Genomic DNA, 18,336 nt, shown 5'->3' with positions numbered 1-18,336 from the left:
ATAGTGCTGGTTTTCCTTTTTCTAGTGTCCAACGATTTTCCGTTTTCATTAGTCCGTCATATTCGCGAGCGCCTTAAACATCTCTACTCCACGCAGAATGTTTTCATCACGATAATCATAGGCACTCGTGTGTATTTGAGGGTACTCTTCTCCATTTCCGATATAGAAAAATGCACCTTTTGTGTGCTTTGTATAGTGTCCAAAATCTTCAGACCCCCGGTAGGCTTTTTCTAATTCGGTGTACTCATATCCTAACGATTCAGCTGCTTGGCGTACCTTTCCCACATTTTCTTTATGATTGAACGTTTCAGGAAATTCATCTTGATAAGCAAATGTTACCTGTAATTGTTCTTGTGAGGATAACTCTTTTGCGAAAGTTTCGACGTTCGCTTGTAACCGGTCTAAATCCTTTTCTGCATACGCACGGATAGTTAATTTCAAATCCCCTGCTCCTGGAGAAATACCAAAAGCTTCGGACCCCACAGCGATTTGAATGACCGTAGCCAGAACCTCCCCAGTATACTCTTTTAACTCCATAAATCCTGAAAGAGCTTGAACCACTCTTGCAATCGCTAAAGCAGGATTTTGTCCATCTTCCGGTTGGCTTGCATGGGCTGGCGTACCTTCAAAATGAATCGACATTCCTTTAGAAGCAAAATGAGTCGTTCCTTCCCGGGCAGCTATCGCCTGGTAAGGAAGACCGCTAAAGTTATGGTATCCGTAGATTTCATCGATCTGTTCATCTTCGATCAAACCCACACATTGAATCGCCCCATCACCTGTTTCTTCAGCTGGTTGAAACAAAAAGAAAATGTTATTCGCTGCTCCTTCTTGATCAACTTCCAAAGCGAACCCGATCATCGTTGCCGCATGCCCATCGTGTCCGCATTTGTGTGCTTTTCCAGGGGTCTTAGAAGCCCAAGGTAATTCAATTGCTTCCTCAATCGGAAGGGCATCGAAGTCTGTACGAAAAGCCATATTCGGCCGGTCATTTCCAGCTCGATAGACCGCATAAAACCAGTTTCCTTTATCTACAATTCCTAGATCCGTTTGTTCTTGTAAAAAACCCATTAACCGTTGCTTGGTCCACGTTTCTTCATTGGAAAGTTCGGGATGCTGATGTAATTCATGCCGTAAAGCTACTGCTTTTTTATAATTTTCTTGTTTCATCTGTCTGCCCTTCTTTCATTTTACTCGTTGAGTCCAAAATTCCAGATATGTATGAGATCAAAAAAACTATTTGACGAAAATGGAATCTGTTAAGACGTGCTCCTGTTTCAATCAAAAAACAAAGCGTATTTGCGCATTATACTACCGCTAAAAAGATAAAATAGCAATTCATATTCTTTATAGACATCGGTCCTCACTCTCTCACTGTTTTCAAAAGATGGGAAGTCTTTCAGGATTTGTGGGTTTCTTCAAAAGAATATATTTCATTTTATAATATCGGTCATTATCAAAAAAATTAAAGAAGATGCCCCCAACATAGCTTATCGGGGTCATCTTCTTTGGACTGTATAGTATTGATTTTTTAAAGTGTCTAGTTTAAAGGTAGTGATTCAGTGTAACCATCAGCAGCTTGTTTTTATTTGCATACTGAGGAAAGTGCTTTGGTAATAACTATTGCCTACATCACTTTTAGTCGACTTTTTCGGCTTCTTTCCTTACTTTTACAGGTTCTGAATCGGTGTCTCCCGAAAGCAATTTTTCAGCAATGAGCAACAAGATTGGCAGAATGACATCATCCGCATAGCCGACCATCGGAATGAAGTCAGGGATCAGATCGATGGGACTGATGATGTAAAGGACGATTCCCAACACCATTAATTTTCTTCTTGTGTCGACTTTAGCGTCAAAAAGAGACAGGATCAGTGTTTTGATTTGTGTCATAGGCGTTTTCCTCTGTTTTTTGTGAAGTTTCATCAGGCAGCACCCTTTCATAATTTCTAATTGTTTTTTTCGAGTTTTTTTAAGGACACGTGTCTTCCGTTGGCCTTTATTTTTTTGTACACCATTAGTATAACCTAACCAACTTAAGAATAAATGAGTCTTAAGAACCATTTTTTAAATTATATAATAAATAGTTCTTAATTTCATCCTGTATGCTTGAATATGCTCAACATCACGAGCTAAAGCGTTTTTCTTTTATACACTCGCTTCTCCTGTTTTTTAATACTTCAAAATGTAAACCGTATTCTCTTACTTTATGTTAGACATTCCAATAATAACGCACTAGAATATATAAGACAAATTAAGAGTGGTCGACCGACACGGGATGTATGAGATGTATTGGATATTTTGGGTGCCATAGCACTTGGGATAAGCGGACCTTACGTAGTCATCACTTTGTTCATTACCATTACCATTTTGAGAGTAGCATCGGTCCATTATAAATGGACCCTCCCCCACTATTTTTCTGCACAAAAGAGGATCGGTTTTGACTAAACTGAAAATCAGCACACAAAAAAGCACTCTCGATCGGACTATATTCTAGCCCATTCGAGAGTGTTTTTTCTGCAGTGATATCTCATTTCATTTAATTCAAGAGTTCATATTCACTTAGTTCAGTCGCCTAAGCCGACACGTTCAAAGATCTCATCAACATTTTTCAGATGGTAAGTGTAATCAAAGGCATCATCCAGTTCTTCCTGATTCAGTAACGACATGATTCTTTCGTCCTGTTCCAGTAAGGGCTTGAAGGCGGTCTGTTTGTCCCAGGCTTCTGCTGTCCTCGGCTGTACCAGATCATAGGCATCTTCTCTGCTCAAGCCTTTATCGATCAGTTTCAACAGCACACGCTGGCTGTATATCAGTCCAAACGTCGCATTCATGTTCCGTTTCATATTTTCCGGGAACACGGTCAGATCGCCTACGATATTGGTAAACCGATTCAGCATGTAATTCAAAAGCGTCGTGCTGTCCGGTAGTATAATGCGTTCGGCCGAAGAATGGGAGATATCGCGTTCGTGCCACAACGTGACATTTTCGTACGCCGTCATCATGTGTCCGCGTATAACACGAGCAAGTCCGACCATGTTCTCTGATCCGATCGGGTTGCGTTTATGTGGCATGGCTGATGACCCTTTTTGGCCTTTAGCAAAGCCTTCTTCAACTTCTCTTGTTTCCGACTTCTGCAGTCCTCTGATTTCAGTCGCAAACTTCTCTACACTGGTTGCAATGAGTGCTATCGAGCTTAAATATTCAGCATGCAGATCACGCGGCAGGACTTGGGTCGAAATTTCCTGTGGACGTGTTCCCAGTTTCTCACAGACAAATTTTTCTACGAATGTCGGAATATTGGCAAATGTCCCGACTGCTCCGCTTATTTTGCCCGCTTCCACTCCTTTTGCCGCATGTTCAAAGCGTTCGATATGGCGTTTCATTTCTGAATACCAAAGAGCGAGTTTCAATCCAAAGGTAGTCGGTTCGGCATGAACCCCGTGTGTTCGACCCATCGTCACCGTGTATTTATGTTCTTTTGCCTTCTCACCGATCACTTCAAGCAATTGCTGTAAATCATTCCTCAACACATCATTCACTTGTTTCAGCTGGTAACCATAGGCTGTATCCACGACATCCGTGCTGGTCAAGCCATAATGGACCCATTTCCTTTCGTCACCGAGTGATTCAGAAACCGAACGGGTAAACGCAACAACGTCGTGCTTGGTCTGCTGTTCGATTTCTAGAATGCGCTTGATATCAAACGAGGCATTCTCACGAATCTTTTGAACATCTTCTTTAGGAATGACTCCCAGTTCTGCCCAGGCCTCATCTGCTAAAATTTCAACTTCCAGCCAGGACTGATAGCGGTTCTGTTCTGACCAGAGTTCTTTCATTTCAGGTCTTGAATAGCGTTCAATCATATCGTCAGTCTCCTAATTCCAAATTTTCGTTTCATCAATAGCGTGTAAAGTTTCTTCTATATCATCAGTTAAGATCGTGACGTGACCCATTTTACGTCCGACTTTGACCCCTGTTTTCCCGTAGTCGTGGACATGCCATGATGGCTGAGTGTTGTTCAGCTCCAACGCCTGGTCAAAATGTTCGCCCAGAATATTGATCATCACAGCAGGTTTCAATAATTCGACTTCAGGTAAGGGATATCCGCAGATGGCCCGGATGTGCAGGTCGAATTGAGAAGCTGTACAGGCTTCGATCGAATAATGCCCCGAATTATGCGGACGTGGCGCTAATTCGTTGGCATAGATTTTCCCCGATTCCGTTAAGAACAGTTCCACACCAAGAGCACCCACCAGCTGCATTTTCTCGGCAATGGTTTTGGCCATTCCTTCCGCCTCTTTAAGTGCCTCTTTTGAAACACGAGCGGGGACGATGCTTTCGAGCAGAATATTATCCTGATGAATATTCTCTGACACAGGTAGAGTCACGACATCACCCACTTCATTACGGGCCACCATGATCGAGATCTCCTTGTCGAAGGCTACCCATTCTTCCAAAACACAAACGCCTTTTTCGATTAAATCCAAAGCTTCTTCAATATCTGACTCAGACTTCAAAACGACCTGACCTTTGCCGTCATATCCCCCGCGAATGGTTTTCAATACCGCAGGATAGCCGAGGGTTTTTACCCCTTCCACTAAGTCAGCTTTCGTTTCAATTTTAGCATAAGAGGCAATCGATATGCCTGCTTTTTTCAAGAATTCTTTTTCATTTAATCGGTTTTGAGTGATCAAAAGCAGCTCCGTCCCTTGCGGAATCGCGATAGCGACTTGTTCAAGGACACGTTCGATCGTCTGGGCATCGACGTTTTCGAATTCGTATGTCAGCACGTCGCTGCGCTCGGCCAGTTCTTTCAAGGCTGCTAGATCATCATAGGCGGCTTCGATGTGCCAGTCGGCTACCTGGGCAGTTGGACAGTCGTGGGTGGGATCCAGTACAGCGATCCGATACCCTCTTTCTTTGGCGGAAAAAGCCATCATCCGGCCGAGCTGTCCGCCACCAATGATACCGATCGTGCTGCCAGGTCTGATCTGTTTAGACAAGCGCATCACTACTTTCCAATACGTTCTGTTTCATAGCTTCTCTTCTCGAGTCGATCCGTTCGGCGATCTCTAAATCAGTGGTACCCAGTATCTGTGCTGCCAGAAGTCCGGCATTCGTTGCCCCGGCTTTGCCGATCGCGACGGTCGCGACAGGCACGCCGCCAGGCATCTGAACGATGGACAGCAGTGAATTCAGGCCATTCAAAGCCTTGGATTGTACCGGGACCCCGATGACAGGCAGCGTCGTTTTTGCCGCCAGCATGCCCGGTAAATGAGCGGCGCCTCCTGCTCCGGCGATGATCACTTTGATGCCGCGCGCTCTTGCCTCTCTTGCATACTCAAACATCAAATCGGGTGTACGGTGTGCAGAAACGACCTTTTTCTCATAGCCTATCTTCAGTTCGTCCAGCACCTCACACGTGTGTTTCATCGTTTCCCAGTCTGATGTGCTTCCCATAACGACTCCTACTTCGATTGCCAAATCAAACGCCTCCCAATTTAGTGATCAACTACTCTTTCATCTAGTTTACTCTTTTAGAGCCCTATTTCCAATATCTGTCCGGTACACACAACCCGTTGTGTCGACTGATGCAAGCGCCTGGTAGATGTTCTCTTGTGCGTCTTTCATCGTTTCACCAGATGCTTCGACCAAATAAATACGTCCACCAGCTGAAACTAATCCGCCCGCTTCTTCTGTGACGCCTGCGAAGTATAATTGAACGTCCTCTGTTGATTCAGGAAGAGTCAGCGGAATACTTTTCTGATAGTTTTCCGGGTATCCTTCTGCAGCGACGACGACGCCTAAACTCACCCCATCTTTTTTCCAGATCAGTTCAGGTTCGTTATCTTCTAATAAATCAGTGATCACCTGAGCCAGGTCAGATTCCAATCGGTTCATCAGTACTTGGGTTTCAGGGTCACCAAAACGTGCATTGAATTCAATGGTTTTGGGTCCTTCGTCCGTCGCCATCACACCGGCGTAGAGAATGCCGACAAAGGGCGTCTGATTCTCTACCATCCCTTTAGCGGCGGGAATAATTATACGTTCAACGGCTTCTTTTACGATAGATTCTGATATGTGCGATACAGGCGCATATGCACCCATCCCTCCCGTGTTGGGTCCCTTGTCGCCTTCCAGCAGACGTTTATGGTCTTGAGAAATAACCATCGGGTACACTTTTTCGCCATTGACGAATGCCATCAGGGAAAATTCTTCACCTGTTAAGTATTCTTCGATCACCACTCTTGCATTCAGTGCGCCGTATTTCTGGTCCAGCATCATGTCTTTTAGCGCGCTTGTGGCTTCTTCTTTTGTTTCAGCAACGACGACACCCTTTCCTGCAGCCAGGCCATCTGCCTTAATCACAACCGGCACAGTCCCCTGCTCGATATACTTTCTTGCTGAAGCGTAATCAGCGAACGACTGATAGTCTGCTGTCGGGATCTTATTTTTGATCATCAGTTCTTTTGCGAATTCTTTTGAGGCTTCGATCAATGTCGCAGCTTTTGAGGGGCCGAATATTTTCAATCCTTCTGCCTGGAAATCATCCACTATGCCGTTAAACAACGGTATTTCTGGTCCGACGATCGTCCAGGAAATGTTCTCTTTTTTTGCGAAGTTGATCAAAGCCGCATGATCAGACTGGTCTATCTCCAAAACTTCGATGCCGTCTTTTTTCATGCCTGCATTTCCCGGTGCACAAAAAACGGTCTCGACTTGTTCACTTGATACAAGCTTTTTAGCAATCGCGTGCTCGCGACCGCCTCCCCCGACAACTAAAAGTTTCACTGTCTTCTCCCCTTCATCGTGCTTTATTGTGCTTTTATATACCTATGTAAAAAGGAAAGAGAGGTTTCCCCCTCTTCGATCGAGCTTAATGTCTGAAATGACGCATCGATGTGAACACCATTGCTATCCCGTGTTCGTTCGCTTTATCGATCGATGCCTGGTCTTTGACGCTTCCGCCTGGTTGAATGATGGCTTGAATGCCATGTTCAGCGGCATACTCCACGCTGTCATCCATCGGGAAAAAGGCATCACTCGCAAGAACGGCTTCTTTTGCCTGTTCCCCCGCCTGTTCGATCGCTATTTTCACAGCGCCTATCCGGTTCATCTGACCGGCACCTATGCCTAAAGTCTGTTTGTCATTCCCAACGACGATCGCATTGCTTTTAACGTGTTTAACGGCTTTCCAGTTTAATTGCATTGCCGCCAACTGTGCCTCAGTCGGTGCTTTTTCTGTCACAACTTTCCATTCAGGCGCCTCTTTTTCGTCGACCATATCTTGATCCTGAACCAGTAGGCCGCCTAAAACAGAGACCGTTTCTTTTCCGCCTTTTTTCGCTTCTGAAAAATCAAGTTCCAGTAAACGGATATTTTTCTTTTTAGTTAATAGCTTCAAGGCATCTTCAGAATAGTTCGGTGCGATGACGATTTCCAAAAAGATCTTGTGCAGTTTTTCAGCTAAGGCTAAGGACACTTCTTCGTTCACGACGACGATGCCGCCAAAGATCGACATCGGGTCCGCTTCATATGCCCGGTCAAACGCTTCTTCGACCGTCTGGCCGATGCCGATTCCACAAGGATTCATATGTTTGAGTGCGACGGCGACCGGTTCATCAAAATCACGGGCGATCCGAATCGCTGCATCGGCGTCTTTGATGTTGTTAAATGACAAGGCCTTCCCGTGCAGTTGCTTGGCTTTCGCTATAGAATAGCTTGAGGCCAGCGGTTCTTCATAAAAGACTGCTGTCTGATGACTGTTTTCTCCGTATCGCAACGTTTGTTTATGATCATACGTGTGTGTCACTGTTTCCGGTTCAGTTTCTCCCGTTAAAGCCGTTAAGTATTCAGCGATCAGCGCATCATAACTCGCTGTGTGTCGGAAGACTTTTGCGGCTAGTCGTTGTCTAGTTGCTATCGACGTTTCCCCGTCTGTTTCGAGTTCTGCGATCACCTCGTTGTAGTCGTTGGAATCGACCACAACCGTCACTGAAGCAAAGTTTTTCGCTGCACTGCGCAGCATGCTCGGTCCGCCGATATCGATCTGTTCGATGGCTTCTTCTGGTGTCGTCTCTGCTTTTGAAATGGTTTCTTTGAATGGATAGAGATTCACACAGACAAAATCGATGGGCTGAATATCATGCTCCTTCATCGCCCTCATGTGGCTGTCAAGGTCGCGGCGTCCAAGCAAGCCACCGTGAATAAGCGGATGCAGCGTCTTCACGCGTCCATCCATCATCTCAGGAAACCCGGTCACTTCTTCAATAGAGAGCGTGGAAATGCCCGCTTCATCTAAAACCCGCTTGGTCCCGCCGGTCGATATGATTTCTATGTTCTGTTTGACTAATGCTTTGGCAAAAGCTACTATGTTGGTTTTGTCTGATACACTAATGAGTGCGCGTTTCATAATGGCATGCTCCTTTTGCAGCTTTTTTATATACGTTTGAATGACTTCTGGAAACAACTCATGCTCGAGTGCATGTATTTTTCCTTCTAATAATTCTATCGCATCGCCTTGATGAATGGCAACTTTTCTTTGAGCCAGTACCGGACCGGTATCGATTCCCGCATCCACCAGATGGACCGTTACGCCGGTTTCAGTCGCCCCGTCATTAAACGCATCTTCAATGCCCTGTCTTCCGGGGTATTGAGGCAAGAGTGATGGATGGATATTCACTATTCTTTTCGGATATGCTTTCAAGAGCGTGTCTCCAACGATCCGCATGTAGCCGGCCAGAACAATCAGTTCAACCGACTTAGCCTGCAGATGATCCAGCACTTCTGTTTCGTAAGCTTTTTTTGACTCAAACGCTCTCGGCTGAAAAACGATAGACGAAATGCCTAACCGTTCTGCTCTCTTTAAAACATAAGCCTCTGGTCTGTCACAAACCAGCAAAGCGATTTCCGCTTCTACTTTGCCGTCCTTTACCGCCTCAACGATCGCCTCAAAATTCGACCCATTGCCGGAAGCAAAAATTGCTATCTTCATAGGCTGATCTTTATTCAAAGGTGATCGCCTCATCTTTATTGTCACAAATTTCGCCGATCGTAACGGCAGATTCACCTGCTTGAGCTAAGCTCTGGAGCACGGCTGCTTCATTTTCTGAAGGGACAGCCAGGACCATCCCGATGCCCATATTAAATATACCGTACATTTCTTCACGTTTCAGTTCGCCATGCTTTTCTAACACTGTGAATATACCAGGAATAGGCCAGGATCCTATTTTAATCGTCGCAGAAAGGCCTTCCGGCAGCATGCGTGGAAGGTTCTCGACAAAGCCTCCCCCAGTCACATGAGAAATGCCGTGCACCCAGTCTTTCTTCAGTAACGGAAGAACAGATGACACATAGATTTTTGTCGGTTCCAATAACGCTTCCCCAAGCGTTGTTTCTCCCAATTCTTCAAATGTCGATTCATACGTGAATGTATTTTGAACAAAACAGATCTTTCTGACCAGGGAATAGCCGTTTGAATGGATACCGCTTGAAGCAATACCGATCAGCTTGTCCCCGGTTTTGACGTGTTCAGGTGTCAGGAGACGACTCTTTTCGACAACGCCTACACAAAAGCCCGCGACGTCATACTCATTTTCCCCGTACATATCCGGCATTTCAGCTGTTTCTCCCCCGATCAACCCCGCACCTGCCTGGATGCACCCATCAGAAATGCCCGCGACGATCTGTTCCATTTTTTCCGGAACGTTTTTGCCCGTCGCGATGTAATCCAGGAAGTAAAGCGGTTCGGCTCCCTGAGCTAAAATATCATTGACACACATAGCCACACAGTCGATGCCGATCGTATCGTGTTTATCCTGCTGAATCGCTATTAAAAGTTTAGTCCCTACCCCATCCGTTCCAGAAACTAACACCGGCTCCTTGACCTTTATTTTTGACAAATCAAACGTGCCGCCAAAGCCGCCCAAACCACCCATCATTCCCAGTCGCTCGGTGCGCTTCGCGTGTTTTTTGATGCGTTCAACTGTTTCATAGCCCGCTTCTACATCTACTCCTGCATTGGTGTAGGCATTTCCCATTTAATAGCTCCTCCTTATATTCATCACTGGCCGTATTGTTTACAACCTGTTCATATTGACGCAAGACATGATCAAAACATTTGTGGATTGCTTTCTTTGATTTTATTCAATGTCGTCCTATAGTCGACTTCATAATCGTATAATGGTGTCGGGTAGTCGCCAGTGAAGTAGGACATGCACAGTCCATTATGCGGTGCATCAAACTTCAATCCGATCGACTCGACGGTTCCTTCGATACTTAAGAAAGATAAACTGTCGGCACCGATTTTTTCGCGAATCTCTTCAATAGAGTAATCAGCCGCGATCAGTTCTTTCTGATTCTGGATATCGATGCCGTAAAAACAAGGATATTTCAATGGCGGAGAAGAAATGCGGACATGAACTTCAGCCGCCCCCGCCTCTTTCAGTAACTGAACGATGCGTTTGCTGGTCGTGCCGCGCACGATCGAATCATCGACCATGATTACTTTTTTACCGGCAACGACGCCTCTGACGGCAGACAGCTTCATGCGGACGCCCTGTTCTCTTAACTCCTGCGTCGGCTGAATGAACGTGCGGCCGACATACTGGTTCTTGACCAGCCCCATTTCATACGGGATGCCGCTCTCTTCAGCGTACCCGCTTGCGGCAGACAACGAAGAATTGGGGACCCCGATGACCATGTCTGCATCCACTGGGGCTTCTTTTGCCAGTCGTTTACCCATGTTTTTACGTGCGGTGTGCACATTGACCCCGCCGATGTTGGAATCCGGTCGTGCAAAGTAAATGAATTCCATTGAACAGATCTGCATCAACGTGTCGTCAGTATAGGTTTCAATGGTGTAGCCGGAATCATCGATGATGACTATCTCACCCGGCTGAACCGAACGGACAAAGGCTGCACCGACCACTTCCAGCGCACAGGTTTCACTCGCCAGCACATAAGCGCCGTTTTCCATCTGTCCGATCGACAAGGGGCGAAAGCCGTTCGGATCCAGGGCACCGATCAGCGCGTCCGGAGTCAGCATGACATAGGCAAAAGCCCCTTTCACTGTATTCAGACTTTCTTTGATGCGTCCCATCAACGTGTCCTGCTTGCTGCGTCTTATCAGATGCATCAGCACTTCCGTATCCGAATTCGAATGGAAAATGGCTCCGTTATCTTCTAATTCCTTGCGCAGGCTCAACGCATTGATCAAGTTGCCGTTATGCGCCAGCGCGATTTCTTCATCATGAAATTTGAATAAGAACGGTTGGATATTCAAGATGCTGTTATTGCCGGCTGTACTGTAGCGGACATGTCCGATCCCTGCATCGCCAGTCAGTCCCTGTAAGTCTCTTTCATCTTTGAACACTTCAGACAGCAATCCGAGATCTCTGTGCCCTTTCAAGCGCCCCTTATGCTTCGTGACGATACCGGCACCTTCCTGACCGCGATGCTGCAGACTGTGGAGTCCGAAGAAATTCAACTGCGCTGCATCCGAGTGTCCCCACACCCCAAACACGCCGCATTCCTCATTTAAACTTTTGATTTCAGCAACCATGGAATCGCCCCTTCCCAAATCTGTTTCAGTTCGTGCACGTTCAGTTCCATTTTTTCATCCTGCGTTTGGATCACTGCGCTGCCTGTGTCTGTCACTTCTCCGATTTCTGCTGCATCTGGTCCGAATAAAGCTTGGACGTTTTCAGCCGATTCCGGTTTAACTGACAAGACAAACCGCGAAGGTGATTCGGAAAACAGCCACTCTTTCGGCAGGTCTACTTTTACAGCCAGGCCATATTCATTTGAGAATGCTGATTCCAGAAGAGCCACTGCCAGCCCACCTTCAGAACAGTCGTGGGCGCTTTCGACCCAACCGTTACGGATCGCTTCCAGCACTTTGGCTTGGATCATTTTTTCTTTCATTATATCAAAAGCGAACAATTCACCTTCGATTCTTCCCAACTGCATTTTCTGAAGTTCCGACCCATTAAAATCAGCTTTTGTTTCGCCGATCGCAAAGATTTTATCTCCAACCTTTTTGAAATCAGCCGTCGTGACATGGTTCAAGTCTTTGACCAGTCCGACCATTCCGATCATCGGTGTCGGATAGATCGCTTCCCCATTAGTTTCATTGTATAAAGATACATTCCCTGAGATAACTGGCGTGCCTAATGTCTCACAGGCTTTGGCGATGCCGTCTGCCGATGTCCAGAGTTCCCAGAACACTTCCGGCTTGTCCGGATTACCGTAATTCAGGCAGTCGGTAATAGCTAACGGTTCGCCGCCACTCGCCACGATATTTCTGGCTGCTTCCGCCACGGCCATCTGTCCACCCATTTCTGGATTCAAGTACAGGTAACGGGCGTTGCAATCCGTCGTCATTGCCAGTGCTTTTCGCGTGCCTCGGATGCGTAAAACCGCTGCATCACTGCCGGGCCCAACCACGGTATTGGTTCGGACCATCGAATCATACGTTTCATAGATCGCTTTTTTAGATGCGATCGTCGGCTGCTGCAGGAGCTGTTTTAAAGTCTCCCCGGCATTTTCGACGATAGGGTCGAAAGCTTTCATTTCTTTGAATCGCTGGATACGAGCAGGTTCGACATATTCTTTATGATAGACCGGCGCTTCTTCCGCCAAGGCATCAACAGGGAGGTCCGCTACCTGTTTTCCTTCATGATACAAACGGTATTGCCCATCATCTGTGACGTGTCCGATATTGACGGCATCGAGTTCGTACCGTGAAAACAATTCTTTCACGCGTTCTTCAGACCCTTTCGTCACACAGATCAGCATGCGTTCCTGTGACTCGGACAACATCATTTCATAAGGGGTCATGTGCGTTTCACGCTGTGGCACGTCATCTAAATTCAGGACCAGTCCGCTACCCGCTTTCGAGGCCATCTCAGCACTGGACGAAACCAGTCCGGCGGCCCCCATGTCCTGAATGCCGACTAAAATATCACTGTGATCCTGGATCAGTTCCAGACACGCTTCCATCAACAATTTTTCCATAAACGGATCCCCGACCTGAATAGCTGAACGTTCGGATTCTTCGCCATCACTGAATTCTTCAGAAGCGAACGTCGCGCCATGGATCCCATCTCGACCCGTTTTAGCGCCAACATACATGATCGTATTACCGACGCCTTTAGCCTGTCCTTTTTGAATATCTTTATGATCGATCAGTCCGACACACATCGCATTTACGAGCGGGTTGCCTTTATAAACGGGATCAAAGCCGATTTCTCCGCCGACCGTTGGAATACCGATACAATTACCGTAGCCGCCGATACCAGCCACGACTTCTTCCAGCAAATATTTTGTCCGTTCATTATCCAGTTCCCCAAAACGCAGGGAGTCAAGCAGTGCGATCGGGCGCGCACCCATACTGAAAATATCACGGATGATGCCGCCTACACCGGTAGCTGCGCCTTCATAAGGTTCGATCGCCGAGGGATGGTTATGACTTTCCGCTTTAAATACGACCGCCTGGTTGTCGCCGATATCGACGATCCCGGCGCCTTCTCCCGGCCCCTGAAGGACATGGGGCCCGTCTGTCGGGAATTTACGCAGTACCGGTTTTGAATTTTTATAAGAACAGTGTTCGCTCCACATCACTGAAAAAAGTCCGGTCTCCGTATAATTCGGCAGACGACCCAGGATGTCTTCAGATATCATGCGATACTCTTCGTCAGTGAGTCCCCACTGGGCATAGATACGTTCATTTTTAATCATTTCTGCTGAGGGTTCATGAATGGTTTTCATACTTCTGTAGTCTCCTTTGCAAAGTTCCTGACTATCGACTCAAAAAAGCGCAGACCGTCACTTGATCCAAGCAAGTCTTCAACGGCTCTTTCTGGATGGGGCATCATGCCAAGGACATTGCCTTTTTTATTAATGATGCCGGCAATATTTTCGACCGACCCATTGGGATTTTCAGACGCATAGGTGAAGACGATCTGGTTATTCGCTTTCAAGTCAGCCAGCGTGTCATCGTCACAATAATAATTGCCTTCGCCGTGAGCGATCGGGATGGTGAGAACTTCGTCTTGCTCATATTCTGAAGTGAATTTAGTGTCAGCATTTACCACTTTCAGCTCAGTCGTCTTGCAGATGAAATGCAGATTTTCATTCCGCTGCAGGGCACCCGGGAGCAGACCGGCTTCGACTAAAATCTGAAAACCATTGCAGGTCCCGAAAACAAGTTTGCCTTCATCAGCGAATCGCTGCACTTCAGTCATGACATTGGAAAAACGCGAAATTGCGCCACATCTCAGATAATCCCCGTAGGAAAAACCGCCAGGAAGGAGCACACCGTCAAAGCCAGCTAGACTTGTTGCGGTATGCGGAACATATTCTGCTTCTTCGCCCACACCGTCTCTGATCGCATGAAGCAGATCGATATCACAATTGGAACCGGGAAATTGAATCACTGCAAATCGCATGCTTAAACCGTCTCCTTTACTTCTTCTATTTCATAACGGTACGTTTCCATGACCACATTAGCCAGCAGCTTGTCACACACGGTTTCGATGACCTCTTCGACCGAACGTTCTTCATGTTTGGACACCTTTATTTCAAAATATTTGCCGATGCGGATATCGTCGATTTCATCAAACCCCATCCGGTGAACGGCACCTTTGACCGCTTCCCCTTGAGGGTCCAAAATAGATTCTTTATAGGTTACATAAACTTTTACGTTATACATGCGTCACTACTCCTTTTAAAGTTGGTTTAAGCGATTCAATACTTCCTGATACAAGGGAATGATGTCTCCAAGGTCTTGTCTGAATATATCCTTGTCCAGTCTATCGTTCGTCTTTAGGTCCCACAGACGGCACGTATCCGGTGAAATTTCATCAGCCAGTATGATGGTGCCATCTTTTGTTTTTCCAAATTCCAGTTTGAAATCAACTAGTCTGATTCCTGCTTGTTTGAATAAGGATATCAATGCCTGATTTATGTGTCGTGTCTGTTTCTTCAATTCTGTCACTTCTTCTTTGGTTGCGAGCTCGAGTGCCAGGACATGATCATCGGTGATCAGCGGATCGTTCAGAGCGTCATCTTTCAAATAGAATTCCAAAATAGGGAAAGGTAGGTCTTTTCCTTCTTCTACGCCTAGACGTCTGGAAAAGCTTCCTGCTGCAACGTTTCGTATCACTACTTCCAGCGGAAACATCTCTACCTTTTCAATGGCCTGATCCGTATCGGACAGTCGCTCGATGAAGTGACTGGAAATACCTTTTTCCTTCAGTTTTTCAAAAATCAGACTCGTGATCTGATTGTTCAGTTCGCCTTTGCCGGCTATGGTTTCTTTTTTCGCTCCATTGCCTGCGGTGGCCTGATTTTTATAGGTGACCCACAACACATCGGGTTCGGTGGTTTCGAATAGTTGTTTTGCTTTTCCTTCGTAAAGAAGGCCTCTTTTTTCCAACAGAATACCCCTCCTTGGCTCATCTCTCAAACACGAACATTGTTATCACTTTACATAAGTATCGTTCTTGTCTATCGATATGTCTTCATCATAATTAATATGATTCTATGAGTCAACCTTTATGTGGATATTTCCTTTTAAATATCATCTATTGTTCGTCATTTCGTCTTTATCATTCTTTTAATATATTAAAAACAAATAAAAACATGTTAAAAGCGAATGTCATCCTCCTATATAGTTAAGATCCGCAGTGAAAGAAGCTTGATGATCTATCACATAAATAAAAGCACAAGGTCCCGGCGGAAAACCGGAAGCTTGTGCTTACTATGCTTACAATACTTTTGCTAAAAAATCTTGGGTACGTTCATGTGTCGGATGGGTAAAGATGTCTTCCGGTTTGCCTTGTTCGACGATATAACCGCCATCCATAAACAGCACACGGTCAGCCACTTCTCGAGCGAAGCCCATCTCATGTGTAACGACGACCATCGTCATCCCCGATTGGGCTAGGTCTTTCATGACTTTCAATACTTCTCCAACCATCTCGGGATCGAGCGCGGATGTTGGTTCATCAAACAGCATCACATCAGGATCCATCGCCAAGGCACGGGCAATCGCGACACGCTGTTGTTGTCCGCCGGATAAGCTGGAAGGATACGCTTCGACTTTGTCTCCCAGCCCCACTTGTTCAAGGAGTTCTATCGCTCTCTTGTCAGCGGCATCCTGCGAGACCCCTTTCGACTTGACCGGTGTAATGGTTAAATTCTGTTTGGCTGTCATATGGGGGAACAAGTTAAACTGCTGGAACACCATGCCCATTTTTTGACGCAGCTGATTAAGCTCCGTTTCTTTTAACCCGGTCAGCGTTGTGTTTTCAAACACGATTTCTCCATCAGTCGGTTCTTCAAGCAAGTTCAGACAACGCAGAAAAGTTGACTTGCCGGAACCCGAAGGTCCGATGACTACGACCACTTCCCCTTTTTTTATTTCTTCATTGATATCCTTCAACACAACATTTTTACCAAATGATTTTTTTAAGTGATTTACTTTAATCATGATTCATTCTCCCTTCATAGTAGTTCAAGATTTTCGTTAAGCTAAAGGTCAACGTGAAGTAGATAAGCATCGTGATGAAGAGTGGCAAAATCCCCTGGAAGGAAACCGAACGAACCACACGGGTTTGAAAGATCAGTTCACCTACACCGATGACGGATACGATCGATGATTCTTTAATAATGGTAATGAATTCATTCCCGAGCGCCGGCCAAATATTCTTCAATGCCTGCGGGAAAATGATATGACGTAACGCGTTGTTTTTGCTCATCCCTAAACTTCGAGCCGCTTCTTCCTGCCCTTTATTCACCGAGTTCAAACCACTTCTGATGATTTCAGCGATATACGCTCCAGAGTTCAGCGACACCGCTATGATCCCGGCCGTCAATGCGGGCAAGTTGAAAAACATCCCGGAAGCAAAGTAGATAAACATCACTTGGATCAGCATCGGTGTTCCACGAACGAATTCGATATAAGCTGTAGCTAGCGCTCTGAATAAGAATCTTTTTGACAGACGCATCAAAGCCAGAATCGCGCCTAAAATGAGCCCGAAAAACACTGCGACAGCAGAGATGAGCAGGGTGATTTTTGTCCCGTCCCAGAAATACCTCCAGTAGTCTGAAACAAACCCTGATTCTTCATCTGATTGAGCCATGTATTCGCCGGCTACAGCGAGATAGTCTTCCGTTAAATTCTGCTCTTCAATTTCCGCTAAACTCTGATCGACCGCTTCGACTAACGAATCTTCCCCTTGTCTGAAAGCAACTGCTGAACCCGCATCATCGTCTTCCATCTCAAACTCACCGACAAAAGTGAATAAATCTTCGTTACTACCGGCATGCGCTTCCGCATTGGGACCCTGCATGACGATCGCTTCGATACGGTTGGTTTTCAAAGCAAGCAGCAGATCACTTAAGTTAGTTAAACTCATAATTTCCGCATCATCTATCTGGTCTGACAAGCCTTCTTGTAAAGAGCCTGATTGGGCGCCGATACGCAGCCCCTTCAGTGACTCCATTGACGTATACACTTCTTTGTCTTCGGTTCTTATCATGATATTTTGAAAGGTTTTAAAGTAAATTTCAGAAAAGTCGACACTTTTTCGACGTTCTTCTGTGGGCGTCATCCCCGCAATGACCACATCAACATTCCGTGCCTCTAGCGCCGGCAGCAGACTGTCAAAGCCGATGTCTTTAATTTCCAGTTCCACACCCAAATCATCCGCTATTTTTTGAGCAATCATCATGTCCATCCCGACGACCTGACGTTCGCCGTCTACCTCAGCGTAAAATTCAAACGGCGGAAAGTCAGCACTTGTTCCAACAACCAGGACACCTTCGTCCAGCACGCGCTCAAGAGCAGATCCATCTTCTGCCGACACGTGATCTGATGGTATGAACAGACCTGTCAATACAAGTAGAAATATCAGTACCCCTGTTACACTCTTTTTCATATCATTCTCCCCTTTGTTGTCTTTCATTAAGCAACTTAAAAAGTATCATACCACCGTAAAAATAATTATGCAATATAATAATTAAAAAAGAATAAATAATAACGTTTACATGCCTTTAATGCATGTTTTATGTATAAAAAGAATAAACATTCACTTGTTTATTCAAAAAAAGAGAATGAGCTGTGCTCATTCTCTTTCGTCCCATAATAGTTTGTTTCGGTTCCTTTCCATCCTTAAAGCTTTCACTATTTTTCTATAGAAAGTATAGCACCCCCCACATGCTTGGATCATTTCAGTGTAAAAAGAACATACAAGACAAACGTGCTGCGTCTTGTATGTTCTAAAATTATTTTAATTATCCTGAAAGTCAGTTATGCTTCAGTAAGTGTGA

15 protein-coding genes and 1 pseudogene are annotated in these 18,336 nt (G+C 45.7%); all 16 read right to left on the bottom strand.

All coding sequences use genetic code 11. The features are described from left to right. Positions 1-48: 48 nt before the first annotated feature. The 16 genes and pseudogenes from R6U02_RS04050 to R6U02_RS03975 all read right to left on the bottom strand — a co-directional run bounded on the left by R6U02_RS04050 (position 49) and on the right by R6U02_RS03975 (position 17,945). The gene (locus R6U02_RS04050) at positions 49-1,170 is read right to left on the bottom strand and encodes a M20 family metallopeptidase (RefSeq protein WP_410262356.1); all 1,122 of its coding nucleotides are present in this window, start codon (positions 1,168-1,170) and stop codon (positions 49-51) included. 468 nt (positions 1,171-1,638) lie between these two features. Further along, the gene (locus R6U02_RS04045) at positions 1,639-1,923 is read right to left on the bottom strand and encodes a YkvA family protein (RefSeq protein ID WP_410262355.1); all 285 of its coding nucleotides are present in this window, start codon (positions 1,921-1,923) and stop codon (positions 1,639-1,641) included. Positions 1,924-2,564: 641 nt separating this feature from the next. Continuing rightward, positions 2,565-3,863 (bottom strand): adenylosuccinate lyase, encoded by a 1,299-nt coding sequence (gene purB / locus R6U02_RS04040; protein ID WP_410262354.1) that lies wholly within the window; start codon positions 3,861-3,863, stop codon positions 2,565-2,567. Positions 3,864-3,875: 12 nt separating this feature from the next. Then, entirely contained in the window at positions 3,876-5,003 is a 1,128-nt protein-coding gene (gene purK / locus R6U02_RS04035) for a 5-(carboxyamino)imidazole ribonucleotide synthase (RefSeq protein WP_410262353.1), read from the bottom strand. Further along, positions 4,996-5,460 (bottom strand): 5-(carboxyamino)imidazole ribonucleotide mutase, encoded by a 465-nt coding sequence (gene purE / locus R6U02_RS04030; protein WP_410262379.1) that lies wholly within the window; start codon positions 5,458-5,460, stop codon positions 4,996-4,998. The genes purK and purE overlap by 8 nt, the downstream gene beginning before the upstream one ends. Before the next feature lie 69 nt (positions 5,461-5,529). Next, on the bottom strand, positions 5,530-6,792 hold the full coding sequence (gene purD / locus R6U02_RS04025) for a phosphoribosylamine--glycine ligase (RefSeq protein ID WP_410262352.1): 1,263 nt from the start codon (positions 6,790-6,792) through the stop codon (positions 5,530-5,532). An 85-nt stretch (positions 6,793-6,877) separates the two neighbouring features. Beyond that, a complete protein-coding gene (gene purH, locus R6U02_RS04020) occupies positions 6,878-8,413 on the bottom strand; it encodes a bifunctional phosphoribosylaminoimidazolecarboxamide formyltransferase/IMP cyclohydrolase (protein ID WP_410262378.1) in 1,536 nt (511 codons plus the stop codon). Between the two features lie 27 nt (positions 8,414-8,440). After that, positions 8,441-8,995, bottom strand: a pseudogene (gene purN / locus R6U02_RS04015) (phosphoribosylglycinamide formyltransferase); the annotation flags it as partial. 10 nt (positions 8,996-9,005) lie between these two features. Then, positions 9,006-10,040 (bottom strand): phosphoribosylformylglycinamidine cyclo-ligase, encoded by a 1,035-nt coding sequence (gene purM / locus R6U02_RS04010; RefSeq protein WP_410262351.1) that lies wholly within the window; start codon positions 10,038-10,040, stop codon positions 9,006-9,008. 71 nt (positions 10,041-10,111) lie between these two features. Then, positions 10,112-11,563 carry an amidophosphoribosyltransferase gene (gene purF / locus R6U02_RS04005; protein WP_410262350.1) on the bottom strand — a complete coding sequence of 484 codons (1,452 nt, stop codon included), beginning with the start codon at positions 11,561-11,563 and terminating at the stop codon, positions 10,112-10,114. Beyond that, a complete protein-coding gene (gene purL / locus R6U02_RS04000) occupies positions 11,539-13,770 on the bottom strand; it encodes a phosphoribosylformylglycinamidine synthase subunit PurL (protein WP_410262349.1) in 2,232 nt (743 codons plus the stop codon). Before purL ends, purF begins: the two co-directional genes overlap by 25 nt. Further along, positions 13,767-14,450, bottom strand: a complete 684-nt coding sequence (gene purQ / locus R6U02_RS03995; protein ID WP_410262348.1) for a phosphoribosylformylglycinamidine synthase subunit PurQ — start codon at positions 14,448-14,450, stop codon at positions 13,767-13,769. Before purQ ends, purL begins: the two co-directional genes overlap by 4 nt. A 2-nt stretch (positions 14,451-14,452) precedes the next feature. Next, complete coding sequence (purS, locus tag R6U02_RS03990; protein WP_410262347.1) at positions 14,453-14,713, bottom strand: phosphoribosylformylglycinamidine synthase subunit PurS; 261 nt, start codon at positions 14,711-14,713, stop codon at positions 14,453-14,455. A 15-nt stretch (positions 14,714-14,728) separates the two neighbouring features. Then, a complete protein-coding gene (gene purC / locus R6U02_RS03985; RefSeq protein ID WP_410262346.1) occupies positions 14,729-15,439 on the bottom strand; it encodes a phosphoribosylaminoimidazolesuccinocarboxamide synthase in 711 nt (236 codons plus the stop codon). A 330-nt stretch (positions 15,440-15,769) separates the two neighbouring features. Beyond that, positions 15,770-16,495, bottom strand: coding sequence for an amino acid ABC transporter ATP-binding protein (locus tag R6U02_RS03980; protein ID WP_410262345.1), 726 nt, complete (start codon positions 16,493-16,495; stop codon positions 15,770-15,772). Next, entirely contained in the window at positions 16,488-17,945 is a 1,458-nt protein-coding gene (locus R6U02_RS03975; protein WP_410262344.1) for an ABC transporter substrate-binding protein/permease, read from the bottom strand. Before R6U02_RS03975 ends, R6U02_RS03980 begins: the two co-directional genes overlap by 8 nt. Between the last annotated feature and the right edge of the window lie 391 nt (positions 17,946-18,336).

It is taken from the genome of Alkalibacterium sp. (assembly GCF_046484155.1).
Classification (GTDB): Bacteria; Bacillota; Bacilli; order Lactobacillales; family Carnobacteriaceae_A; genus Alkalibacterium.
This window is presented reverse-complemented; position numbering and strand designations above follow the sequence as displayed.